The 22400-nt window shown below is 40.1% G+C and carries 26 protein-coding genes; 14 read left to right on the top strand and 12 right to left on the bottom strand.

The window, feature by feature from the left end; translation table 11 throughout:
- Nucleotides 1-5 precede the first annotated feature (5 nt).
- Nucleotides 6-884, bottom strand: a complete 879-nt coding sequence (locus QMA12_RS04305) for an acetoacetate decarboxylase (RefSeq protein ID WP_356948018.1) — start codon at nucleotides 882-884, stop codon at nucleotides 6-8.
- Nucleotides 885-1007: 123 nt separating this feature from the next.
- Complete coding sequence (locus QMA12_RS04300) at nucleotides 1008-1550, bottom strand: dienelactone hydrolase family protein (RefSeq protein ID WP_290208865.1); 543 nt, start codon at nucleotides 1548-1550, stop codon at nucleotides 1008-1010.
- 386 nt (nucleotides 1551-1936) lie between these two features.
- On the opposite strand from QMA12_RS04300, the gene QMA12_RS04295 reads away from it, so the two are divergent.
- A complete protein-coding gene (locus QMA12_RS04295) occupies nucleotides 1937-2104 on the top strand; it encodes a hypothetical protein (protein WP_167850818.1) in 168 nt (55 codons plus the stop codon).
- A gap of 120 nt (nucleotides 2105-2224) precedes the next feature.
- The gene (locus tag QMA12_RS04290) at nucleotides 2225-3076 is read left to right on the top strand and encodes a TIGR02285 family protein (protein WP_087531830.1); all 852 of its coding nucleotides are present in this window, start codon (nucleotides 2225-2227) and stop codon (nucleotides 3074-3076) included.
- Nucleotides 3077-3112: 36 nt separating this feature from the next.
- On the opposite strand, the gene QMA12_RS04285 is transcribed toward QMA12_RS04290, so the two are convergent.
- The 7 genes from QMA12_RS04285 to QMA12_RS04255 form a co-directional block, all read right to left on the bottom strand.
- Nucleotides 3113-3691 carry a YceI family protein gene (locus QMA12_RS04285; protein ID WP_290208864.1) on the bottom strand — a complete coding sequence of 193 codons (579 nt, stop codon included), beginning with the start codon at nucleotides 3689-3691 and terminating at the stop codon, nucleotides 3113-3115.
- Nucleotide 3692: 1 nt separating this feature from the next.
- Complete coding sequence (locus QMA12_RS04280; protein WP_290208863.1) at nucleotides 3693-4247, bottom strand: cytochrome b; 555 nt, start codon at nucleotides 4245-4247, stop codon at nucleotides 3693-3695.
- Between the two features lie 493 nt (nucleotides 4248-4740).
- Complete coding sequence (locus QMA12_RS04275; RefSeq protein WP_290208862.1) at nucleotides 4741-5130, bottom strand: hypothetical protein; 390 nt, start codon at nucleotides 5128-5130, stop codon at nucleotides 4741-4743.
- A 134-nt stretch (nucleotides 5131-5264) separates the two neighbouring features.
- The gene (locus QMA12_RS04270; protein WP_087531826.1) at nucleotides 5265-5732 is read right to left on the bottom strand and encodes a hypothetical protein; all 468 of its coding nucleotides are present in this window, start codon (nucleotides 5730-5732) and stop codon (nucleotides 5265-5267) included.
- Between the two features lie 377 nt (nucleotides 5733-6109).
- Nucleotides 6110-6934, bottom strand: coding sequence for a ScpA family protein (locus tag QMA12_RS04265; RefSeq protein WP_087531948.1), 825 nt, complete (start codon nucleotides 6932-6934; stop codon nucleotides 6110-6112).
- 20 nt (nucleotides 6935-6954) lie between these two features.
- Nucleotides 6955-7575, bottom strand: coding sequence for an L-threonylcarbamoyladenylate synthase (locus QMA12_RS04260; protein WP_087531825.1), 621 nt, complete (start codon nucleotides 7573-7575; stop codon nucleotides 6955-6957).
- Nucleotides 7568-8425: a PHP domain-containing protein gene (locus QMA12_RS04255; protein WP_290208861.1), complete on the bottom strand. Its 858-nt coding sequence runs from the start codon at nucleotides 8423-8425 to the stop codon at nucleotides 7568-7570. Before QMA12_RS04255 ends, QMA12_RS04260 begins: the two co-directional genes overlap by 8 nt.
- 422 nt (nucleotides 8426-8847) lie before the next feature.
- On the opposite strand from QMA12_RS04255, the gene QMA12_RS04250 reads away from it, so the two are divergent.
- Genes QMA12_RS04250 through trpA form a run of 6 tightly spaced genes read left to right on the top strand, consistent with a single transcriptional unit; the run spans nucleotide 8848 to nucleotide 15484 of the window.
- Nucleotides 8848-10416, top strand: a complete 1569-nt coding sequence (locus QMA12_RS04250) for an anthranilate synthase component 1 (RefSeq protein WP_290208860.1) — start codon at nucleotides 8848-8850, stop codon at nucleotides 10414-10416.
- Nucleotide 10417: 1 nt separating this feature from the next.
- On the top strand, nucleotides 10418-11035 hold the full coding sequence (locus QMA12_RS04245; protein WP_290208859.1) for an aminodeoxychorismate/anthranilate synthase component II: 618 nt from the start codon (nucleotides 10418-10420) through the stop codon (nucleotides 11033-11035).
- Nucleotides 11036-11043: 8 nt separating this feature from the next.
- The gene (gene trpD / locus QMA12_RS04240) at nucleotides 11044-12111 is read left to right on the top strand and encodes an anthranilate phosphoribosyltransferase (RefSeq protein ID WP_087531821.1); all 1068 of its coding nucleotides are present in this window, start codon (nucleotides 11044-11046) and stop codon (nucleotides 12109-12111) included.
- Complete coding sequence (gene trpCF, locus QMA12_RS04235; RefSeq protein ID WP_290208858.1) at nucleotides 12104-13468, top strand: bifunctional indole-3-glycerol-phosphate synthase TrpC/phosphoribosylanthranilate isomerase TrpF; 1365 nt, start codon at nucleotides 12104-12106, stop codon at nucleotides 13466-13468. The genes trpD and trpCF overlap by 8 nt, the downstream gene beginning before the upstream one ends.
- A 7-nt stretch (nucleotides 13469-13475) precedes the next feature.
- Entirely contained in the window at nucleotides 13476-14660 is a 1185-nt protein-coding gene (gene trpB, locus QMA12_RS04230) for a tryptophan synthase subunit beta (RefSeq protein ID WP_087531947.1), read from the top strand.
- Nucleotides 14657-15484 (top strand): tryptophan synthase subunit alpha, encoded by an 828-nt coding sequence (trpA, locus tag QMA12_RS04225; protein WP_290208857.1) that lies wholly within the window; start codon nucleotides 14657-14659, stop codon nucleotides 15482-15484. The genes trpB and trpA overlap by 4 nt, the downstream gene beginning before the upstream one ends.
- A gap of 59 nt (nucleotides 15485-15543) precedes the next feature.
- Here the strand turns inward: trpA and QMA12_RS04220 are convergent, their stop codons facing one another.
- Both QMA12_RS04220 and QMA12_RS04215 read right to left on the bottom strand, forming a co-directional pair.
- On the bottom strand, nucleotides 15544-16122 hold the full coding sequence (locus QMA12_RS04220; protein ID WP_290208856.1) for a type 1 glutamine amidotransferase domain-containing protein: 579 nt from the start codon (nucleotides 16120-16122) through the stop codon (nucleotides 15544-15546).
- A gap of 136 nt (nucleotides 16123-16258) precedes the next feature.
- Entirely contained in the window at nucleotides 16259-16528 is a 270-nt protein-coding gene (locus tag QMA12_RS04215) for an HU family DNA-binding protein (protein ID WP_087531817.1), read from the bottom strand.
- A 157-nt stretch (nucleotides 16529-16685) separates the two neighbouring features.
- On the opposite strand from QMA12_RS04215, the gene QMA12_RS04210 reads away from it, so the two are divergent.
- Together QMA12_RS04210 and QMA12_RS04205 are read left to right on the top strand one after the other, a co-directional pair.
- Nucleotides 16686-17264 carry an inner membrane-spanning protein YciB gene (locus QMA12_RS04210; RefSeq protein WP_087531816.1) on the top strand — a complete coding sequence of 193 codons (579 nt, stop codon included), beginning with the start codon at nucleotides 16686-16688 and terminating at the stop codon, nucleotides 17262-17264.
- Nucleotides 17265-17342: 78 nt separating this feature from the next.
- Nucleotides 17343-17981 carry a CPBP family intramembrane glutamic endopeptidase gene (locus tag QMA12_RS04205; protein ID WP_290209066.1) on the top strand — a complete coding sequence of 213 codons (639 nt, stop codon included), beginning with the start codon at nucleotides 17343-17345 and terminating at the stop codon, nucleotides 17979-17981.
- A 62-nt stretch (nucleotides 17982-18043) separates the two neighbouring features.
- Here the strand turns inward: QMA12_RS04205 and QMA12_RS04200 are convergent, their stop codons facing one another.
- The gene (locus QMA12_RS04200) at nucleotides 18044-19468 is read right to left on the bottom strand and encodes a sodium-dependent transporter (RefSeq protein WP_087531815.1); all 1425 of its coding nucleotides are present in this window, start codon (nucleotides 19466-19468) and stop codon (nucleotides 18044-18046) included.
- A 176-nt stretch (nucleotides 19469-19644) separates the two neighbouring features.
- On the opposite strand from QMA12_RS04200, the gene QMA12_RS04195 reads away from it, so the two are divergent.
- The 4 genes from QMA12_RS04195 to QMA12_RS04180 all read left to right on the top strand — a co-directional run bounded on the left by QMA12_RS04195 (nucleotide 19645) and on the right by QMA12_RS04180 (nucleotide 22371).
- Nucleotides 19645-19947, top strand: coding sequence for a YciI family protein (locus QMA12_RS04195; RefSeq protein ID WP_087531814.1), 303 nt, complete (start codon nucleotides 19645-19647; stop codon nucleotides 19945-19947).
- A gap of 151 nt (nucleotides 19948-20098) precedes the next feature.
- Nucleotides 20099-20362 carry a PepSY domain-containing protein gene (locus QMA12_RS04190; RefSeq protein ID WP_140394305.1) on the top strand — a complete coding sequence of 88 codons (264 nt, stop codon included), beginning with the start codon at nucleotides 20099-20101 and terminating at the stop codon, nucleotides 20360-20362.
- 3 nt (nucleotides 20363-20365) lie between these two features.
- Nucleotides 20366-21040, top strand: coding sequence for a response regulator transcription factor (locus tag QMA12_RS04185; RefSeq protein WP_087531813.1), 675 nt, complete (start codon nucleotides 20366-20368; stop codon nucleotides 21038-21040).
- Complete coding sequence (locus tag QMA12_RS04180; RefSeq protein ID WP_087531812.1) at nucleotides 21034-22371, top strand: ATP-binding protein; 1338 nt, start codon at nucleotides 21034-21036, stop codon at nucleotides 22369-22371. Before QMA12_RS04185 ends, QMA12_RS04180 begins: the two co-directional genes overlap by 7 nt.
- Nucleotides 22372-22400 lie beyond the last annotated feature (29 nt).

Raw genomic sequence — 22400 nt, 5'->3', positions numbered from 1 at the left:
ACCGGTTAGAGGTGATTTGCTTCAAGCTGATCAAAGTCCATTTCAATATAAAATGGTAAATAAAGCGGTTGCTTGCCTATTTTAAAACCAAACATGTCTGCCAACGGGAAGCTATCAAGTTGGTTCAAGGTTAAATCAAAATCTGGTTTTAATAGTTTAAAACTATGCACCTTTTTAATTTCAGACGGTGAATATAAAACGGCTTGGTACACCGCTTCATCGCCTTTGCCATCAGGAAATTGCTTAAACAATATTTGATCCATTTGTGGATTAACAAAGCCACTCAACAACTGCTTTAATAAAGCTGTATCAATTGTTAAATGCTTCTGTGCGAATAAATCCGCTATATCCTCACCAAAATTTTCAAGCATTGAGAGTAAACTATGACCATCACTTTCACCCGATACAATGGTAAAAAGCTCGTGCTGTTGTAATTTTGAATCTGGAGCAAAGTACTTAAAGCAATCCATGGAAATCGAAAAGTTGAGTTCATGGGAAGGTGTAAGGGGCATTGTATAATCACACATGTACTTGTTATAACCCCATGTTTCACGGCCATTAATCAAGGCATAAATATTATTAACGCAAATAAACGCCGGGTACCAATACAAGTGAGTAATACTTTCATCACCCCCCTGCTCTACCACTTTAGCCACAGGTAACCAAATGATTATGTCAGTTTCTTGCATCCAGCCATGTTGATCATAAGGTGCTGTCAGGGAGGCTATTTTTTCGATATCCGTGAATGTAATAAGGCCATATTCACCAACTCCCTCAAATCGAGTATGAGGTGGTGCGGCGACATTCAAGGTGTTATCAATGAATCGCTGCACTTTTACTTCATCAATTTGAGCAAAAAAGCCATACATCTTGGCGTTAGTCATTCTGCAAGGCGGCTTAGCAATTGGGTTAGATAAAAAGTGTTGGTACTGCTTAGAACAAGAAATCATAGTCAATATTTTCAATTAAAAAAACAAGTATAGACCCCTTTGTGGGTAACACTTATTTTAAGCTAATAAATATTGGCTAAAATATTGGTAGCCAGCACTATTAAACCCTGCAGATAACGGATTCATAAAGCCATGTTGGTAGTCACTAACTTTGCAGGTTATTTTATGTTGTGTACTGACTTTTTCCATCACTGTATACACATCAAAATGGGGTTCTTGTCTTGGGAAAATTATTTCACAGGGAATGGGCGCAGCAACATCAAGGTGATGTCTAATTTGACTCGGGTAAAAGGCGATGAGCTTTTTAATATGGGGATTTTTCACTTTAGCCACGCTACGCCAAGCAGCTGCACCACCTGCACTAAAACCAATTACCGTAGTAGATTCACTAACCTTAGTTAAAATAGAGTTAAGTTTGTGAAAGTAACCATCGTGGTTACACTTATCAATAAAATGTGCGTATTGGATAGGCTCATCAACAACAGTTTGAAGTTGTCCGTTGTATGGATCAATAATTCGATGCTCAGCATTAAACTGCCTAGCAAAATGGCTAAGAGGGGCGGTCTTACCAAAAATATCACTAACAAATATGTATTTCATGAGTTGGTTACTTTATTGTTATTTGCTCATCCGACTGTTACCTATTTAAACTACAATGAAATGAATCTAAACACCAGAAAAAAATAAATAACACTTGCCTAAAGTAAAAAACTGACATAAGATTATCTCTTGGTCCTAAAAAGCCTAGCGGTTAACCCCTTTACCCTGATCCAGTAAGCCCGCAAAAACGTATATTATAAAGCTAAGTTATTGTACGGCGAGAACCCTAATTCAGATTACGACATATTTTTAATATGGTCGCATAAATGTCATAAAGATCGTCAACACTATAATGAAGCTAAACACAAATGGTCTATCTATATGTGCTTTTGAGGCTAATAAAAAATTAGCAGCACCTAGATAACAAGAAAAAAGTGAGTTTTATTATGTCTTATAGTTATAACGGATCTATGATCCAAATTGCCCATCCGGTGCAATCAATTTCAGTGAATAAACAACGTGTCATTTTTTCTGATACACAAGGTTTAAAAAACGCCTTATTCACTAAAGCGAGTGATGCTCGTCAATTTGTTAAATGGCTAAAAGCTAATTAATCTAATTTGATAAACACATTCAATACCATATTCGCCAGCTTTTGCTGGCGTTTTACTTTTTACTTAAATAATTCCCCTGCTACACTCTATTAATGAATCATAAAGTCGGTAGATTATTCAATGTTACGTGTTTTCATTTTTTCTATTGTATGTGGTTGTGTTTCTCTAAACGTGCAAAGCAAAACAATTAACTGGGTCATAGTCGACTTTGCACCATACTATATATTAAATGGGCAATATGCAGGTACAGGTCGTGACGAAAGTGTGATCTCGTTACTAGAAACACAACTACCTCATTATACGTTTAATAGGGTCATACTCCCGTCAAGTAGAGCTCTACAAGAAGTGTCTAACCCGAATAAAACATTCTGTATGCTCTCTTTATATCAAAGTAAACATCGCCGCCAACATATTAGCTTCAGTGAGGAAAGCTCCACAACGGGTTTGTCGCCATCGCTATCAATTCATAAAGAACTTCTTAGCCAGCTAAAAATCGATGCTGCAGACCCTATATCTTTTAGTCAACTACTCAACGAGCAGAAACTCACGCTTGGTATTTCAATGAGTCGCTCTTATGGCGTTGAAATAGATAAAATAATTAATAATAGTGCCGATGCCTCTATCATTATTAGACCAGGGCGAGACACATTGGCAAGTCTTACTTATATGTTAAAAAAGAAACGTATTGATATTTTATTAGGCTACCCAAGTGAGCATTTTTATATTGCAAAATCGATGGGGTACGATGATGAGTTAACTCAATTACAACTTATTGAAGCCGCAAAATTGAGTGATGGATACATTGGTTGTACAGATACTACCCTAGGTAATGAGCATATTAATGTGTTGAATGAAGCCCTTATCGCAGTAAAACAACAGCAAGCTTACAATGAAATCTTATTACGTTGGCTACCCGATAATTTAAGGCCTATTTTGGCCCAGCGCTTACAAAAAAACGCCTCACGAAAATGAGGCGCTCAATGTCAACTTAGCTAGTTAAGTTAAAGGCTATTTACGTACACCTTCAATATATAAGCCAATATCAACATGAGTCGATGCTGGGCCTAAGTTATAGTCAATACCATAGTCGGCCAGCTTCAGGCTCGTCTCACCTTCAAAACCAACGCGATAACCACCCCATGGATCTTTACCTTCGCCAATTTTGTCAATCTCAAAGGTAATGATTTTCGTCACGCCGTGCAGTGTAAATTCACCGGTTACATCTGCTTCGTCACCATCATCATCAAATTTTATTGATGTGCTTTTAAAGCTCGCCTTTGGGAATTTATCAACATTTAAAAAGTCACCGCCACGTAAATGCTTGTCACGCTCGGCATGATTTGAATCGATGCTTTTTGTATCAATATTGACCATAATCGTTGATGCATTTGGGTTTTTAGCATCATAACTAAATTCACCGTCAAATGTATTAAAACGACCATGCAACCAGCTGTACCCTAAGTGCTTAATTTTAAAATTAACAAACGCGTGAGCGCCCTTAGTGTCAATAACATAATCAGCGGCTTGTGCAGCTGTGGCACCGAAAAGTGTTGCAGCAACTGCTGCAGTAACAAATAACTTTTTCATTCTAATCATCCTTTAGTGGTTTGATCATTCTAATTAAGGTTTTATCTTTATCGATAAAGTGATGTTTTAATGCCCCAAGTGCATGCAAAATTACGAGGCCTATTAAACTGCATGCTGCCCAGTAATGAACTTTACCTGCAATATCTGCCTGATTTTCAACTGAGAACTCAATGGCGGGAATACTAAATAACGTAAACACGTCAATTGAGCGACCATCTGCAGTTGAAATCAAATACCCTGAAATCACGATGCCAATTAATAATACATAGATCACTAGGTGTGCGCTGTGCGCTATTTTATTGACTAACTTAGTTGAGCCTGCAACTGGATCAGGTTGTGTACCTAATGCTCGCCATGCAAATCTAAAAATAAGCAAAGCTGCCAGTGTAATACCCACACTTTTATGTAAATCCATTGACCCTTTATACCAGCTATCATAATAGGTTAATTCAACCATATATAACCCTAAGCCAAATAACCCTGCTACCATCAATGCCATGAGCCAATGAAGGAAAATTGCGACTAAACCATAACTTGACTGCGTATTTTTAAACATACTAAACGGCTCCTTGATTTGATGGACCTAGAATAGCCCGTACCGAATAAAAAGAAAATAGCGAACAATAAACAAGTTATGTGCGTATATGCACAATAAAAATGACAGGTTTGTATTTGTATGGAAAGTGTAACTTGGCCTACCTCATATCAAAGGTGCGAGTTGGCATTTATTGTAAAGAGTGCGAGTTGGCGAGTCAGGTCAATTGTACTTACAATTGGAGAGAATTAAAAAGAAAACACATAATTTTTCTAAAAATGTGCATGTCCTGTTTTGTTGTTTATATGTTTGCCATAAGCGACTTACTTAACAGCCACATCGACTGACGAAGAAAACGAATTTGTTTATTGATTTAGGATTGACCGTCACAGTATAAAAACGGTCAAAAAGAATACTAGTGCCTATTGACAGAGTAAAGGCTTATATGTGTTATAATTTTTTATGCACAAATAATACGCCCATACTATTAATATTATTTGTAAGGGAGCGCGTATTAATAAATAGGCCCCCATTGATGCCCACCAAGGCCAACGCTATTTAATGCAGCATATATATTTGCAGGGAAGAAAACTATTAAAATAATAATACCAAGTTTTGCAGCGACAAGTTGAAATCTTGATACAAAAAGAGCGATACCAACTAACAGCTCAATTGCACCAGTAATATATATTAATGGCATTTTAAAAGGCACCCAAGGCGGTAACATTTCAGCCATTCCATTTGCTTTTACTATGTGACCGATAAAAAAGAATATGAATGCTAGACCTAGCCCCCAACAAGCATATTTGTTTATGTTAATTGGTACTTTTTTAAATTTCGAATAAAGAAAAGCAATTACTAACGGGGAAAAGAGAATTAAAAGAATTATTATTGGAGTTACCATTGGACTATCCTAAAATTTTAACGCCCAACTTTGGGGCAGTAACATGCAGGCTTAACTTGGAGCGAAGCAACAGAAGCCTCCATGTTACTGTCCCAGCGAACGCAGTGAGCGACAACAGTTGTTTGTTATGTGCTTTACTCACCAAGCCACTCAAATCTAGCTTTTCTGGTTATCTGATTGAATTCGACCATATCTATTTTACCCTCAGACAGGTCATCTTCAGCTGCCATTATGATTTTTTGGTAACTGTATTCAATCTCAGCAAGAACATACCCTAATTTCCTTTCTGTAATGTCCCCTTTTTTATAACTCTCTATTGCTAATTTCCTGTTCCACGATTTACCCGCTGGGGGATCGGGTAGAGAAAAATCCTTTTCGAGTAGTGAGTTATCGGTTATAGAATACCCCGCCGCTATCGACTCTTTAGCGCATTGATAAAGCATGTAATCAATTGAGTCTTGTAATCCATGAAGATGCCAATCAAACCCAGCAATACAACCACCAACTATTTTTCCATTTCGATCAATGATATCAATTCGCCGTTCAGCACACGCCGACAACATAATCAAAAGGATTGTAATACTCAAAAACTTTAAATGCATAATCTCAACTTCTGAAGCACATAACATTTTAGTATTTATGCGACACGCAGTTTATGTTGCATAATCGCTTGTTGGACTGAGGCGCTACCTGCTCGGTGTGTTAGAGTTGGTGTTGTTTATGCTATGGACTTTACTTATAAGGAAAGGTTTTTTATGACCTAAGCGATATCAAGCCAACTTTACTGGCGTGCCTATCGTATCTAAGCTATCCCTGCGCTACTCAGCATTCATTATGTCCCTATTAAACCGAATATTTAACAATTAAGCAATGATATTTTCTAACACACAGTCGCGATGAGTCTGAGCAATTAAGCAGATTAACTCGTTGATTTGATATAGCAGCCAAAACTAACTGATCGAATATGAACTACGCAACACTAATTATTTTCAACTAAACCTATATATATTTGCGTGGCAGGCTCTACTTGTAGACAAGTGATCAAACTTTCTTTAATGAGCTCTAACATGGCGATAAAGCTAACGACTACGCCGCTGCGTCCTTCATCTAGGGTGAATAACTCAGTAAATGGCAGTTGTGTGCCCGCATTAGAGAGTTTCGCCAAAATTAAGCTCATTCGCTCTCGGGTTGAGAGTGCTTCAGCGGTTATTTGATGATGCTCAAAGGTTTTAGCTCTGGCCATCACATCACTGAGCGCTAAAAGTAGGTCTTTTAATTCTACATCCGGTAATAATTGACTTGGCTCTTCTTGCTCGGCCATTAAAGCGTGAGCTGTAAATATTTCTCGCCCAACTCGAGGGATTTCATCTAGGTTTTCAGCTGCTTTTTTAAATTGTTCATATTCTTGCAAACGGCGTATCAGCTCAGCACGAGGATCTTCCTCTTCTTCCAGCTCTTCGTGTTTTGGTAACAATAATCTCGATTTTATTTGCGCTAAAAGCGCCGCCATTACTAAATACTCTCCCGCCAGTTCAAGTTGAAATTCGCTCATCATTTCTACGTATCGAACATATTGTTCAGTGATACTAAAAATGGACAACTCAAGAATATCTAGTTTATGCTTTTTTATTAAATAAAGTAGTAAATCCAGCGGCCCTTCAAATGTTTCAAGAATAACTTCAAGAGCATCAGGAGGAATATATAAATCTTCGGGGGTATCAATAACCGCTTTGCCATGCAAAAAAGCCAGCGGCAGCTTTTGCTGCACTGGCTCTTGAGGCTCAACAGGGTTTGGGTTATCCACACCGTTCACTACAATATGCGCTATTCAAACGGTGCGGTGTCACCACAGCCAACTCGTAGCACTTCAACATCATCTTCTGATAAATCTATTACCGTGGTTGCTTGCTCTGCTAAATAGCCGCCGTGGATGATTAAATCAACCAATGGGCCAATGCGGTCACGAATTTCATCAGGATCTGATTCTGTGAATTGTTCGTCTGGTAAAATCAGTGAGCATGACATTAACGGCTCACCTAACTCGGCCAGTAATGCACAAGTAATTGGATGTTCAATTACGCGGATCCCGATGGTTTTTTTCTTATCGTTTAATAACCGTTTAGGCACTTCTTTAGTACCTTTAAAAATAAAGGTATAAGGCCCTGGCGTGTTATTTTTTATAAGCCTAAATAACTGATTATCTACTCTGGCATAAGTTGATAACTCGGATAAATCGCGGCAAACCAAAGTGAAATTATGGTGTTTCTCAATACCACGAATGCGCTCAATACGCTCTTTTGCTTGTTTGTTACCCAAATTGCAGCCAATTGCATAGCCAGAATCTGTTGGGTAGACAACAACACCACCTTTTTTAATAATATCAACCGCTTGCTTTATTAATCGCGGCTGCGGATTATCTGGATGAATATGAAAAAAATCACTCATGTGCGTCTCCTTCTTGGCCTTCCCAAGTTTGCCAAACGCCTTGGCAATCTTTTGGCAAATATAAGTTTTTTCCTAGTTCTAACCAACTGGTAGGAAAATGAAAATCTGACCCTTGTGAACAAAGTAAGCCGTATTCGCGACTTAACTCACCTAAAAACTGGCGCTCACTAGGCGCTTGCTGCGGCTGTGCAACTTCCATTGCATCGCCACCAGCTTCTTTAAATTGTAGCAATAACTTGCGTAGCCATTTATTAGACATTTGATAGCGCCCAGGATGCGCGATAACCGCGACACCACCAGCAGCATGAATTGCACTAATAGCCGTTTGCATATCACACCACGTACTTGGTACATAACCCGTTTTAGCGCGGCCTAAATACTTTTTAAACACACCCGGAATCGTTTTAGCAACACCGCGCTCTACTAATGCTCTGGCGTAATGCGCACGGGTTATTTGAGCATCTTCTGCAAGTGCTTTTGCCTGTTCATAAATGCCGTCAAAGCCATTTTTTTCAAGACGTCGGCCAATTTCTTTTGCCCGTTCAGCACGTTTTTGCTGCTGCTGTGATAGTAAATCGCAAAGCTCGATCTGTTGTACGTCTACGTTGAGCGCGACAATATGGATCTCGAAGCTTTCCCACTTTGTTGATATTTCAACACCTGGGATCAATGACAGCGGTAATTGTTGGCTTTTTATAAATGCTTGAGCAGGCTCAATAGCCGCAACAGTGTCATGATCAGTGATTGCAAACACATCGATATTTTTTTCAACGGCGCGCAGCAATAATTGCTCAACGCTTAATTGCCCGTCTGAATGTGTGGTGTGGCTATGTAAGTCGTATTTTATCAAAAGAGATGACTGCTAAAGTTATAATCGTTTAATTGTTATGAAGTATAACAAATTTTTTAAATAAATTGTTTTAAATAAACACTTGACACTAACGCCTCAGGTACGGTTTACTGTAGCCACTTACAGACACATAAAGAATAAAAACAATGATCAATTCAATCCAAAACACTATCTGGTGGTGGCACTCGTAAATTATCGGGTGACGAATTGTCGTGTCTAACACATTCTAAACCCGCTTAATGCGGGTTTTTTTATATTTAAATTTTAGGGTAACAAACATGAATAACGTAACAACTCTTACACATCGTTGGTGGTGGCGCCTGGTATAGCGGGACGGTAATGGTCTATCTAAAATATAGATATCGTTATTCAAACCCCGCACAGCATAGCTTGCGGGGTTTATTATTTTGAGGGAATGAGGTTTGATTTTTAGTCACATAACAACAATGCCAGGTGAAGTTACTAGCATCACCGAAATGCGAGAATACATACACAGCCCACTGGCATTGTATGCGTTACTCGATACTGATAATTCATTACTATTAGAATCAGCAGAGATCGATTCAAAAGACAGTGTAAAGAGTTTAATTTTAGTCGATTGCGCATTAAAAATTACCTGCACAGGTAAAACCGTCACGGTCACAGCACAATCTAACAATGGTATGCAATTACTCCCTTATTTAAACGATAAGTTAGAAAATTGCATCACAACATTAAATCAGAACACATTAACCATTGAATACCAAGGCACTACGGCTGATATTGATGAAGCCAGTAAGTTGGTTGCTGATAACGCATTTAGCGCCCTGCGCTGTTGTATCAATAATATAACTAGCACCACGCACAATCCATTTTCTTTATTTTTAGGCGGCGTATTTGCCTACGATATGGTAGCTAACTTTGAACAGCTCAGTGACGTACCTGATGGTGAAAACACCTGCCCTGATTATGTATTCTACCTTGCAGAAACACTCGTTATTATTGATCATCAAGCAAAAACAACTGAGTTAATCGGTAATGTATTTAATGGCCCTGATGTTCATGCTAACTGCTTTGAAGTAGGCAAAAAGCTCGAACGTTTAAACAAAGTATGCGATCAAGCGTGCGATTTCAGTGCAGAGCAAACAAGCGGCACCAGCACGGTTAATGTCGATATTAGTGATGAGGTATATTGTGAGCAAGTGCAAGGCTTGAAAAAGCACATTGTTGATGGTGATATTTTTCAAGTCGTTCCCTCACGGACATTCTCATTGCCATGTGCAAACCCACTTCACGCTTACAGCAAACTTAAGCAGCAAAACCCAAGCCCCTATATGTTTTATATGCGCGACAGTGAATTTGCTCTATTTGGTGCATCTCCTGAATCAGCATTGAAGTTTTGCCCGACCAGTCAACAGGTTGAGGTTTATCCTATTGCGGGCACACGTGCACGTGGCAAGTTTGCTAACGGCCAAATCAACCCAGACTTAGACAGCCGTATAGAGCTTGAATTACGTAACGACCAAAAAGAACGCGCAGAACATTTAATGTTGGTCGATTTAGCCCGTAACGACGTAGCACGTATTAGTGTACCGGGCACTCGCCATGCGAAAGAACTATTAAAAGTTGACCGCTACTCGCAGGTAATGCACTTAGTGTCGCGAGTGGTTGGTACTTTAAAACCCGAGCTTGACGCCTTACACGCCTATCAGGCTTGCATGAACATGGGGACGCTTGTTGGAGCACCTAAAGTAAGTGCAGCAGAACTTGTTCGCCAAACAGAAGGCAAGCGCCGTGGCAGTTACGGTGGCGCGGTAGGCTATTTAACAGGTGATGGTACGATGGACAGCTGCATTGTGATTCGCTCAGCATTTGTTAAAAATAACACCGCATACGTTCAAGCTGGTGCTGGCGTAGTGCATGATTCAGATCCACAATCAGAGGCCAATGAAACGCGCGCTAAAGCACAAGCGGTTATTACAGCCATTCAATCGACGTACCAAGGACAATAAAATGAGCTTGAATAATAGCAGCCTTGCCGATGTAAAAATTTATTTTTTAGATAACTTTGATTCATTTAGTTATAACTTAGTCGATGAACTTTCTATGTTGGGCAGCGATTTAGTGGTATATCGTAACAACATAGATGCGCAGCTTATTTTTAATAAAATGTGCAGTGAGACAAAACCTGTCATTTTAGTGTTATCACCCGGTCCTGGAACACCGTCAGATGCAGGTTGTTTAATGGCACTAATTGAATTGTGCAAAGGGAAATTTCCAATGCTAGGAATATGCTTAGGGCAACAAGCATTAACACAAAGTTACGGTGGTATTATTGGCCATGCAGGCGAAGCCGTGCATGGTAAGTCATCAATCATAGAGCTCAGTGAACACCCTGTTTTCAATGGGATGGGCGAGCGCATGCCGGTTGCACGTTATCATTCATTAATGGCCACTATGGTCCCTGATAGTGTAGCCGTGATTGCAAACTTCGGCGCTATCCCGATGGCTATTTACCACCAGCAAGATAACGCCCTTGGCTATCAGTTTCATCCTGAGTCAATTTTAACGCCTAATGGCGCAGCACTTTTGCAAAAAAGTATGCAGTTTTTAGCTAACGCACAGCAGTAGAGGATTTTATGTCAGTAAATCAGCAATCAACAACGCATAACACCCATGCTCTTATTGATGTGTTACTCGCACAAACATCATTAAGCTTTAGCCAAAGCCAACAGTTGTTCAATGCAATCATGCAAGGCGAAGTGAGCGAGATTGAGTTATCTGCTTTACTCGTCGCATTAAAAATTAAAGGCGAAGTCAGCGACGAGATAGCTGGCGCTGCTGCCTCTATGCGTGCCAATGCAGTGCAATTTGAAACACAATTAACGCAGCTTGCAGATAGTTGCGGTACTGGTGGCGATGGTTCAAACACCATCAATATTAGTACTACTGCTGCAATTGTAGCCGCAGCTTGCGGCATAAATATGGTTAAACATGGCAATCGCAGTGTATCGAGTAATTCAGGCTCTGCCGATTTACTTAAAGCCTTGGGTATTAATATTGATATGACCCCAGCACAAGCCGTTGCATGCCTTGAGCAAACAGGTTTTACGTTTTTATTCGCTCCTCATTATCACAGTGGTGTTCGCCATGCGATGGGCGTTCGTACTACATTAAAAACACGTACAATCTTTAATATTCTAGGGCCTCTGGCTAACCCAGCAGCTCCACAAGTACAACTACTTGGTGTTTACGATGAAAGTTTATGCCTGCCTATGGCACAAACACTGAAAACGTTAGGCACACAGCGGGCGATGGTCGTTCATGGTGCCGGCACGGATGAAATTGCATTACATGGCACCACCACTGTTGTTGAGCTTGATAATGGTGAGCTTAAAGAATACACACTTACTCCTGAAGATTTTGGTCTTGCAAACTATTCACTTGAATTACTAGCCGGTGAAGGCCCAGAATACAACGCAAATGCCAGCCGAGCTATTTTAGCTGGTACAGGCATGCCAGCACACAATGCAGCGATTATAGTTAACGTCGCAGCGCTGCTGTATTTAACTGCTAAAGTAGATGATTTTAAAACAGGCGCACAGCAAGTTGCCGACGTTTTAAAATCTGGTCAAGCCTTAAACACATTAAACGCCATTGTTGAGCAAAGTAATAAAGTCATAAACCCAGAGGTAACCAATGGCTAATGTATTAGACAAAATAGTCGCCGATAAAAAAATAGAGTTAACTGAGCGAAAAGCCAAACGCCCGCTTGAAAGCTTCAAAGCACAAGCAATACCAACAAACCGTGACTTTTATAAAGCGTTAGCGGCCCCTGGCACACAGTTTATATTAGAGTGTAAAAAAGCATCTCCCTCGAAGGGACTTATTCGTGAGCCCTTTGATTTAGCCGAAATCACCAGTGTCTATAAAAATCATGCAAGTTGTATCAGTGTGTTAACCGATGAAAAATATTTTCAAGGCAGTTTTGATTATTTAGAATTTGTTCGCAGTCAAGTAGAGCAACCACTGATCTGTAAAGACTTTTTCATTGATGAATATCAGATTTACATGGCTCGAATTTATGGTGGCGATGCAATTTTACTGATGCTTTCAGTGCTTGACGATAGCCAATATGAAGCTTTAGCAAGCGTTGCCAAAAGCCTTAATATGGCAGTATTAACCGAGGTGAGCAATGAAGCTGAAGTACAGCGAGCTCTTGCTCTTGATGCACAAATTATTGGTATTAATAACCGTGATTTACGTGACTTAAGCACTGATTTAGCGACGACTGAAAAATTACGTAAACTGATCCCTAATGACAAAGTCGTTATCTCTGAGTCTGGTATTTACACTCACCAAGATGTTAAACGCCTTGCGCCATTGTGTAACGGGTTTTTAATTGGTAGCTCATTAATGGCTGAACGCGATTTAGAACGCGCCTGTCGTAGTGTTATTTTAGGTGAAAATAAAGTCTGTGGCTTAACCCGTAGCCAAGATGCTATCGCTGCCTATAACAGTGGAGCTGTGTTTGGCGGACTTATTTTTGCGCCTAAATCTCCCCGCTTTATAGACCTTGATTGTGCGTTACAAATTACTCAGAGCGCGCCTCTTGCGTTTGTCGGTGTGTTTGTAAATGCCAGCATTGGTGAGGTTGCTGAACATGCACAAACCTTAAAGCTAGCAGCAGTGCAGTTACACGGACAAGAAACCCAAGCTTACATTGACGAACTACGCCCGCTGTTACCAAACAATTGTGAAATCTGGAAAGCCCAAGCGGTCAAAGATAACTTGCCTGATCAACTTAATAGCGTTGATCGCCACCTTTACGACACCTACAGCGATACCCATGAAGGTGGCACAGGTAAAACATTTGATTGGTCAATTCTAAACAATGCGAAACAGCCATTTATGTTAGCAGGTGGACTAAACGCAAGTAATATCCAAGGCACTTTATACCAAGGTGCTCAAGGTCTAGATCTAAACTCTGGGGTTGAGCTAAGCGCAGGCAAAAAATGCCAAAACAAATTAAATGATGCATTTAACAGCATCCGTAAATATTGAGGTTAAAATGAACAATCCAGCATATTTTGGTGAGTTTGGTGGCATGTTTGTGCCAGAGCTCCTAGTTCCTGCGCTTAAGCAGTTAGAAGATGAATTTAATAAATCACAAACTGATGCAGCCTTTCAGGCAGAGTTTGAAAAATTACTGAATGAGTACGCAGGTCGCCCTACACCGCTAACGCTTACACGTAATTTAATTAAAAACCCGAAAGTAAAATTATACTTAAAGCGCGAAGATTTATTACACGGTGGCGCGCACAAAACCAATCAAGTATTAGGTCAAGCGTTGTTAACTAAGCGTATGGGCAAAAAAGAAGTAATCGCTGAAACAGGCGCAGGCCAACATGGCGTAGCAACGGCGTTAGCGTGTGCTTTACTTGGCTTAAAATGTCGTATTTACATGGGTGCAAAAGATGTTGAACGCCAGCAGCCAAACGTATTTCGTATGAAGTTAATGGGCGCTGAAGTCATCCCTGTAACCGCAGGCTCTGGCACACTTAAAGATGCCGTAAACGAAGCACTTCGCGACTGGTCTGCTAATTATAAAGATGCACACTATCTACTTGGTACGGCCGCTGGACCACACCCGTTCCCAACCATGGTTCGTGAGTTTCAAAAAATGATTGGTGAAGAAGCCAAACAACAGGTATTAAAAGCAGAAGGCCGTTTGCCTGATGCCGTACTTGCCTGCGTTGGCGGTGGCTCAAATGCCATTGGTATGTTTACAGATTTTATTGGCGAGCCGAGTGTAAAACTCATCGGTGTAGAGCCTGCTGGTAAAGGGCTAGATACCCATGAACACGGCGCAACAATTTGTAAAGGCACTAAAGGTATTTTACACGGTACATATACCTATATTATGCAAAATGATGATGGCCAAATTGAAGAATCATACTCTGTATCTGCGGGGCTCGATTACCCAGCTGTAGGTCCACAGCACGCGTTTTTACACGAAACAGGCCGTGCCCAATACGTGGGTATAACAGATACCGAAGCACTTGAAGCGTTTCAGCTACTGGCTAAAAATGAAGGGATTATTCCAGCACTTGAGTCAAGTCATGCCCTTGCATACGCATTAAAATACGCTGAGCAACAAACAGAAGAAACTGTTTTAGTGGTTAATTTAAGTGGCCGAGGTGACAAAGACTTATCACATGTAATGGATGTACTGTCAAAAGGAGAGCAATCATGAGCCAAGCACCTCAACAATCTGACCGTTACGGTAAAACGTTTGCAGCCTTAAAAGAGCAAAATCAAGGTGCTTTCGTCCCCTTTGTGACCATTGGCGATCCAAATAAAGAGCTAAGTGTAGAGATAATTAAAAGCTTAATTGACGGTGGTGCTGATGCACTAGAGCTCGGTATTCCATTTTCAGACCCGATTGCCGACGGTCCAGTGATCCAAGCTGCAAATATTCGTGCGCTTGATGTAAACATTAATACCCAAGACTGCTTTGATATCATTAAACAAGTTCGCGAATATAATGCTGATATTCCAATCGGCCTATTACTGTACTCTAACTTGGTTTTTAAGCGTGGCCTTGAAAAGTTTTATACTGATGCAAAAGCTGCTGGCGTTGATTCAATCTTAGTTGCAGATGTGCCCCTACATGAATCAAAAATGTTTCGCCAAGCTGCAATGAGTAACGGAATTGACCCTATCTTTATTGCTACGCCAAACGCCTCAGATGATACTGTGCGTCAGTGTGCTTCATATGGCCGCGGTTATACTTACTTGCTATCTCGTGCAGGAGTTACCGGCACTGAAACTAAAGCACAAATGCCCGCATCGTCAATTGTCACTAAATTAAAAGAGTACCACAGTGCTCCAGCACTATTAGGCTTTGGTATTTCAACACCAGATGATGTAAAAGCGGCGCTAGCAGCTGGCGCTACAGGTGCTATTTCAGGCTCTGCAGTAGTTAAAATTATCGAAACAAACCTCGATAACCCAGATGCTATGCTGACAGGCCTGAAAGAGTTTGTCGCATCAATGAAAGCAGCGACACAGCTGTAAGGTTTACCAATAAAAAGGGGCGCACAAAGCGCCCCCTTTTTATTATATTTTAAATGCCATTAATGCGCTTGATGCTTGCCTACGATAATTTCTTCAATAAATTTACGATTAAACGCAGCTAAATCAGCGGGACTGCGGCTGGTTACTAAGCCTTTATCCACACTCACTTCTTCATCAACCCAGTTAGCGCCTGCATTCATTAAATCTGTTTTAATACTTGGGAATGACGTGACAGTACGGTCTCTTAGTTTATTGATCTCAGCTAATAGCCAAGAACCATGACAAATTGCCGCAACGGGTTTATTCATTTTCGCACCAAAAAAGCCATCCACAAACGCTTTTGCATCTTTATCTTGGCGTAAGCTATCTGGGTTAAATAGTCCACCAGGTAAGAGTAAAGCATCGTAATCACCACTGTCAGCGTCGCTTGCGAGCTTATCAACAGTGACTTTATCGCCCCATACATCTTCATCCCAGCCGGTGATTTCACCTTCTTTAATTGAGATGATTTCAACTTTTGCACCCGCATCTAATAATGCGCTACGCGGTGAAAATAGCTCACTTTGTTCAAAGCCATCGGTTGCTAATATAGCGATGGTTTTACCGCTAAGTTGTGTACCTGTTTGTAATGTAGACATATTATCTCCTTATTTAAAAACCTTTTAGAATTAAAAGCAGACAACATGCCACGCCTAACCTATTGAAATTATTAAAGATATTTAAAAGGTAGGAGCAACACCCTGTAATTGCGTAACAGGGTGAGAATAATCTACATTATAGTGCGTCTTTAAGCGCTTTGGCGGGTTTAAAAACCGGTTTGTTCGCACCTTCAATTTCGATAGTTTCACCTGTTTGCGGGTTACGCCCTGAGCGCGCAGGATGATAACTTAAAGCAAAAGTACCAAATCCGTTTACTTGTACTTGATCACCCTGTGAAAGTGAGTTTGTAATTGTTGTCAGCATGCTAGCCAAGGCTGCTTTTGAATCTTTTTTAGTTAATTTACTGTGCTCAGACATTGCGCTAATAAGTTCTGCTTTATTCATAAAATGCTCCTAAATCCCCGTTGCGAAACGTTACGGTTCAAATTGGTCTAAAAATCAAAGGCACGCAGGCTAAGCCTTACACACGCGTAAGTCAACCTTGTATCTAGGTAAATAACTTGGTAAAACGTCAACCCTAATTTTATTTACTAAGCGCTGTATGCACGCAATTATTGAATTTATTCCGCTACTGTTATTTTTTATTGTATTCAAGTTAGCTGATATTTATTGGGCAACCGCTCTATTAATGGCTACCACATTTATCCAAGTTGCCTACAGCTATTTAAAAGTAGGCAGAGTCCCAACCCGACAGTGGTTATTTTTAGCTTTAGCGATAATACTCGGTACGCTTACACTGGTATTTCATGATGCACAATTCGTAAAACTAAAAGCGACAATTATTTATGCAGGGTTAGCAATTTCATTAATCGTTAGCCGGTATATTTTTGCTAAAAACTTAGTACAAAAAGCATTAGAGTCGATGCTAAACAATGCCTTTGATACGCAGCAACCGATTGCTGTACCAAAGGCTACCTGGGAAAAGCTTAATCTAGTTTGGATAATCATTACCGCAAGTGTAGCAGCGCTTAATTTATACATTGCTTATAACTTCCCCCTTGATATTTGGGTCAACTTTAAAGTATTTGGTTTAATGGCAATCACCTTTGTTAGTATCTTTGCCAGTATTTTAGCGCTTTACAAATACTTCCCCGAGGATAACGTGAAGCCTAGTAAATAAGCAAAAATCGCCGTCTATGTCATAAATATGTCGTTTTAGCTTGATAGCCTAGCGAGCAAAGTCAAAGCCGAGATGACCTTGAACGCCTCTCAATACCGTTGGTTTGAATTTACCTTAATATTTATTGCCTTACCCTTAATCGGGTTTGGCCTTAGAGCCCATTTAGCAAATTGGCTTATTCCTGCACTTATCATTTTGATGAGTGTATGTGGTATGTTGTTATTAGGCGACCCTCAATTTAAACGTTTTCGATTAACCAGCTTAGGGGAGTTTTCAGCTGTTAAGCGCAGGTTATTTAGTTTCTTTTTTATCGGCGCATTATTCTCAGGCGTGTTTTATTCAATTATGAATCAAGGCAACTGGTTTATAATGCCCCGTACATCGTTTAATGATTGGCTATTACTGCTTGTACTCTACCCGTTACTTTCAGTATTACCGCAAGAACTAATATTTCGAACTTATTTTTTTCACCGCTATAAACGCATAATGCCAAATAAAACAGTACGTATTGTGATCAGCGCATCTGTATTTGCGTTAGCCCATATTGTGTATGCTAATTGGGTTGCTGTGCTGTTAGCTTTTTTGGGCGGGTTGTTATTCTCTTATACCTACGCCCAAAGCCGCTCAACCTTTGTTTGTGTGATTGAACATAGTTTATGGGGGCTTTGGATGTTTACGCTTGGCATTGGCCAGTATTTAGATGCAGGAGCATTATGACGCTTATAAAAAAGCCGCACTATAAAATGTACGGCTTGATTATGGGAAGTTATTATCTAGAACTAAAAACCAAAAATACTCACTGCAAAAAACTTAGTTGCAACGGTATTGATAAATATCAGTACTAAAATGACAGGAATAAAAGTAGACAGTGAAAAGTTCACGTACTTTTCAGTGAAACTACCGGCGTAACTTGGGCAACCTTGGCTTAGTTCTTCAGTTAAGCGTGCTTTTTTCCAGCGATACATTACAAACAAGCACACCATTAAGCCATTGAGCGGTAAAATTGTGTCATAAAAAACATCGTACACAAGGTCAAACATGCTTTTTGAACCGCCGCCATAGTTAACAAATGATGTTAACCCTTCAACCATCCCAAATGACATGGTACACAAAACAGTGAGTAAACCGACCGTGGCAGATAAAATTAACAATGCCATCTTACGGCTGATGCCTTTGCGCTCACTGAGTGTTGCTGTAGGTACTTCAACTATTGACACCAAAGAGGTGATCGCAGCAAAAAACACCAACAAAAAGAATATAAAGGCCACTACTGATGCACCCAGATAACCAATATCAGTTTGTAATGCGAGTAAGATCTTAGGTAAAAATTCAAAAATCATAGATACTGATGAATCAGATAACTTCGCTGGATCCGTATTTGGGTTAAAACTAAAGATAGCTGGCAACACCATTAAGCCTGCAATGAACGCTACCAAAGAGTCGGTAACAGCAACCATTTTCGCACTACCAACTATATCGTCTTTTTTCGATATATAAGAAGCATAGGTCATTAAAATACCCATACCTAATGACAATGAAAAGAACGCTTGAGCCAATGCGCCATTGAGCACACTTGCATTCATTTTTGATATATCAGGAATGATATAATACTTAACACCGGCCATCGCGTTATCAAGTGTCAATACATAAACAACCAGAGCAATGAGTAATACAAACAAAGCCGGCATTAAGAATTTAGCCGCCTTTTCAATACCTTGCTTAACCCCACCCATGAGTATTAAGTTTACAATTATTGCAACAACGGCCATGTAACCAAATACGCTGGTACTATTTATAAACGCACCAAAACTTTTAGGATCCGCAAGTTGATCGAGATTACCCATTGCGACCTGACTTAAATACCCAAAAATCCATACGGTAATAACCATATAAAATACTGCAATCATAAAAGGCGTTAACACAGCTAAAAAGCCAGCAAATGTCCATTTTTTATCATTGCCAGAAAGCAGCTTGTACGCATTAAGTGGATCTTTTTGCGCTTGGCGGCCCATTGCCATTTCAGCCATCATCACTGGTAAGCAAATAAAAATGACAAACAGTGCATAAATAAGCAAAAATGCTCCACCACCATTTTTTGTTGCAGAAACAGGAAAGCCCACTAGGTTACCAATACCTACCGCAGAACCTGCAGCTGCTAATATAAATCCGAGGCGGGAGCTAAAGTGCTCACGATTATCGCTCATTTAAAAACCTTATTATTATTTTGTACTATCCCAGCGACTCTACCAGTGTTCTACTGGGCTTTTCAAGCAGATTCAGTTTAAAAATAGTTACACACTGTAAAGCTAAAATCTTCGCCGACTAAATTCCCTGTGCTAATATGGGACTTATTCTTACTCGCAAACACAGAGCACACATTATGTTGTATATGATTTACTCTAAAGATATAGAGAATAGTTTAGAATTTAGAAAAGCGGCTCGCCCTGCTCACCTTGCTCGATTAGAAGAGCTTGATAGCCAAGGCCGCTTGTTAACAGCAGGCCCTTTACCTGCCATTGACAGTGAAGACCCAGGCGAAGCTGGTTTTACAGGCTCGTTAGTAGTTGCACAATTTGAATCTTTAGAAGAGGCGCGTGAATGGGCTGCTGCTGATCCTTATGTAAGTGGCGGTGTTTACGATAGCTCCGTAGTAAAACCATTTAAAAAAGTGTTTGGTAAATAAAAACCAAAAAGTTCAATAATAAGTTCAGGGTTTGTTCACTGGTTGTTAACTAGACTAGTTAAAATGAATCACACTATTTTACGGTTTTTACTTGAGTTTTAGTTGCTTGGTTCATTAAACTAATAAGGTCTGGTTTAGGAGTTTCCCCATCATGCGTACTGTATTTGCCTTCAATCTTGTGGCGTTTGCTTTATTGTGTAGCGTTTATTCGAATAATAGCGTTGCAGAACCCCACGTTAAAAAAGCAGCAATAAGCAAAAAGCAAGCTGTTGAGCTTGCTAAAAAAAACGAAGATGGTAAAACACTAAAAATTACTGACCAAAACGATATTTATACTGTAAGAATATTAAAAAATGACGGCCATGTAGTCGACGTTCACGTTAATAAAAAAACCGGCAAAGTGAAAAAGGATTAAGAAATGCGAATTTTAGTAATTGAAGATGATTTACACTTAGCAGATAACCTGCGTAATGCTTTAGAAAAAGAACGCTACAGTGTTGATCTTTGTCACGACGGTGAGGCTGGTTTATTCCACATTACAGAATACCCACTTGATATGGCCGTTGTCGATTTAGGCCTGCCTAAAATCGACGGTATCGAGTTAATCAATAAAGCTCGCGCACAAGGCGTGACTATTCCTATTTTAATCCTTACTGCGCGTGACCGCTGGCAAGACAAAGTTGAAGGACTTGATGCTGGTGCTGACGATTACCTTACTAAACCATTTCATGTTGAAGAGTTAATTGCCCGTTGTAATGCGTTAATTCGCCGCAGTGCTGGTAAAGCAAATCCTGAAATGACCGCTGGCCCAATCAAAATTCATACTCGTTCACAGCAAGTTTGGGTTGACGATAAAGAGCTAAGCTTAACGGCCTACGAGTACAAAGTACTTGAATACTTGATGGTAAATCCACAAAAAGTAATTTCTAAATCAGAGTTAACTGAGCACATTTACGACCAAGATTTTGACCTAGACTCAAATGTAATTGAAGTATTTGTGCTGCGTTTACGTAAAAAGCTTGACCCTGATGGTACCTTAAACCCAGTTGAAACACTGCGCGGACGTGGATATAGGCTCAAAAGCCAGTGGTAGCTTCGCAAATCCCGTTAAAAGTAAGGCAAGGATTTATCCTTGTCTTTGTTTTATTAGTTGCCTTACCGATTCTGTTTTTCTCTATAGGCAAAGCCTATTACGCTTCACTTGTTGAAGCGACAGAAAAAACACTTGAAGCACATTTATATTCCCTGATATCAGAAGTCGACTTTACTGAGCGCGGCATAATTATGCCTAGCACAATTTTGGCGCCAGAGCTCAATAGGCTAAACTCCGATACCTACGCCATGATCTATCGTGATGATCAGCCAGTATGGCACTCAGAATCTGCTGTTAATGTGAACTTTGTTCCTGACTATGTAGAAACAAAAGCCGGTGCAGCTGATTTTAGACGAGTACAATACAAAAACACAATTTATTGGCAATTAAGTCTTACTGTTATTCTCAATAATATTGATCAATCAGAGCAAGCCCGGTTCATTCTGCTAAAGCGCAACGATGCATTGCTGCGCTTAATGGATGGCTTTAAACAAACCTTAGTGAACTGGATGTATGTAATGGGTGTTGCCATTGCAGCATTAATGGCCGTTGGTTTTGTGTGGAGCGCACGCCCCCTGCAACGCTTAGATAAAGAAATCAAAGCCATCGAATCAGGCGACATTCAACAAATAAAGGGACTTTACCCTGTTGAATTACAAACGATTAAATCTGACTTAAACCTGCTGCTTGAATCACAACAACGCCAAAAAGAGCGCTATAGAGCATCCTTAAGTGACTTAGCCCATGCGCTAAAAACGCCACTTGCCGTATTAAAATCAAGTCCGCTGGCCAATGATGCCGACGCGCAAGAGCAACTAGACCGTATTAATGTGATGATCGAACACCAATTAAAACGTGCAGCAACTGGCGCATCAGACACATGGAAAAAACAAACTGCTATTAAGCCTGTTCTTGATTCTATTTTGAATGCAATGAGTAAAGTTTACCGCGACAAAGATATTATATTTCATTGTACTGCCTCTGATAAAGATTACTTTTTAGGGGACAAAACAGATTTACTTGAGTTACTTGGAAACTTAATCGATAACGCCTGTAAAGCTTGTCGCTCTCAGGTCGATATACAAGTTATACAAAGCAAGTCGCTTCGCATTGTGATAAGTGATGATGGTCCAGGTGTACCCCTAGATAAACGTGAATCATTACTTACCCGCGGCACCCGCTTAGATACATACGAAAGCGGACATGGAGTTGGAATGGCTATCGTTTCAGATCTTGTGAAGTCATACCACGGCACATTAACAATTGCCGATTCAGAGCAACTTAATGGCGCGCAATTTACTTTAGAGTTTAATTATAATGGCAAAAAATAACCGCTTAAATCTATATATAAGCACACTAT

This window comes from Pseudoalteromonas sp. APC 3893, from assembly GCF_030408095.1.
Taxonomy (GTDB): domain Bacteria; phylum Pseudomonadota; class Gammaproteobacteria; order Enterobacterales; family Alteromonadaceae; genus Pseudoalteromonas.
Note: the sequence above shows the minus strand (reverse complement) of the source record. Positions and strands in the feature narration are given on the sequence as shown.

Bases quoted from the DNA above. Each gene is read 5' to 3' on its own strand.
- QMA12_RS04185 (WP_087531813.1), top strand. From the start codon at position 20,366: ATGCGAATTTTAGTAATTGAAGATGATTTACACTTAGCAGATAACCTG.
- QMA12_RS04285 (WP_290208864.1), bottom strand. From the start codon at position 3,691: ATGAAAAAGTTATTTGTTACTGCAGCAGTTGCTGCAACACTTTTCGGT.
- QMA12_RS04245 (WP_290208859.1), top strand. From the start codon at position 10,418: ATGAGCTTGAATAATAGCAGCCTTGCCGATGTAAAAATTTATTTTTTA.
- QMA12_RS04300 (WP_290208865.1), bottom strand. From the start codon at position 1,550: ATGAAATACATATTTGTTAGTGATATTTTTGGTAAGACCGCCCCTCTT.
- QMA12_RS04190 (WP_140394305.1), top strand. From the start codon at position 20,099: ATGCGTACTGTATTTGCCTTCAATCTTGTGGCGTTTGCTTTATTGTGT.
- QMA12_RS04215 (WP_087531817.1), bottom strand. From the start codon at position 16,528: ATGAATAAAGCAGAACTTATTAGCGCAATGTCTGAGCACAGTAAATTA.
- QMA12_RS04275 (WP_290208862.1), bottom strand. From the start codon at position 5,130: ATGGTAACTCCAATAATAATTCTTTTAATTCTCTTTTCCCCGTTAGTA.
- QMA12_RS04260 (WP_087531825.1), bottom strand. From the start codon at position 7,575: ATGAGTGATTTTTTTCATATTCATCCAGATAATCCGCAGCCGCGATTA.
- trpB (WP_087531947.1), top strand. From the start codon at position 13,476: ATGAACAATCCAGCATATTTTGGTGAGTTTGGTGGCATGTTTGTGCCA.
- QMA12_RS04290 (WP_087531830.1), top strand. From the start codon at position 2,225: ATGTTACGTGTTTTCATTTTTTCTATTGTATGTGGTTGTGTTTCTCTA.
- QMA12_RS04195 (WP_087531814.1), top strand. From the start codon at position 19,645: ATGTTGTATATGATTTACTCTAAAGATATAGAGAATAGTTTAGAATTT.
- QMA12_RS04305 (WP_356948018.1), bottom strand. From the start codon at position 884: ATGACTAACGCCAAGATGTATGGCTTTTTTGCTCAAATTGATGAAGTA.
- QMA12_RS04295 (WP_167850818.1), top strand. From the start codon at position 1,937: ATGTCTTATAGTTATAACGGATCTATGATCCAAATTGCCCATCCGGTG.
- QMA12_RS04210 (WP_087531816.1), top strand. From the start codon at position 16,686: ATGCACGCAATTATTGAATTTATTCCGCTACTGTTATTTTTTATTGTA.
- trpD (WP_087531821.1), top strand. From the start codon at position 11,044: ATGTCAGTAAATCAGCAATCAACAACGCATAACACCCATGCTCTTATT.
- trpCF (WP_290208858.1), top strand. From the start codon at position 12,104: ATGGCTAATGTATTAGACAAAATAGTCGCCGATAAAAAAATAGAGTTA.
- QMA12_RS04270 (WP_087531826.1), bottom strand. From the start codon at position 5,732: ATGCATTTAAAGTTTTTGAGTATTACAATCCTTTTGATTATGTTGTCG.
- trpA (WP_290208857.1), top strand. From the start codon at position 14,657: ATGAGCCAAGCACCTCAACAATCTGACCGTTACGGTAAAACGTTTGCA.
- QMA12_RS04200 (WP_087531815.1), bottom strand. From the start codon at position 19,468: ATGAGCGATAATCGTGAGCACTTTAGCTCCCGCCTCGGATTTATATTA.
- QMA12_RS04220 (WP_290208856.1), bottom strand. From the start codon at position 16,122: ATGTCTACATTACAAACAGGTACACAACTTAGCGGTAAAACCATCGCT.
- QMA12_RS04280 (WP_290208863.1), bottom strand. From the start codon at position 4,247: ATGTTTAAAAATACGCAGTCAAGTTATGGTTTAGTCGCAATTTTCCTT.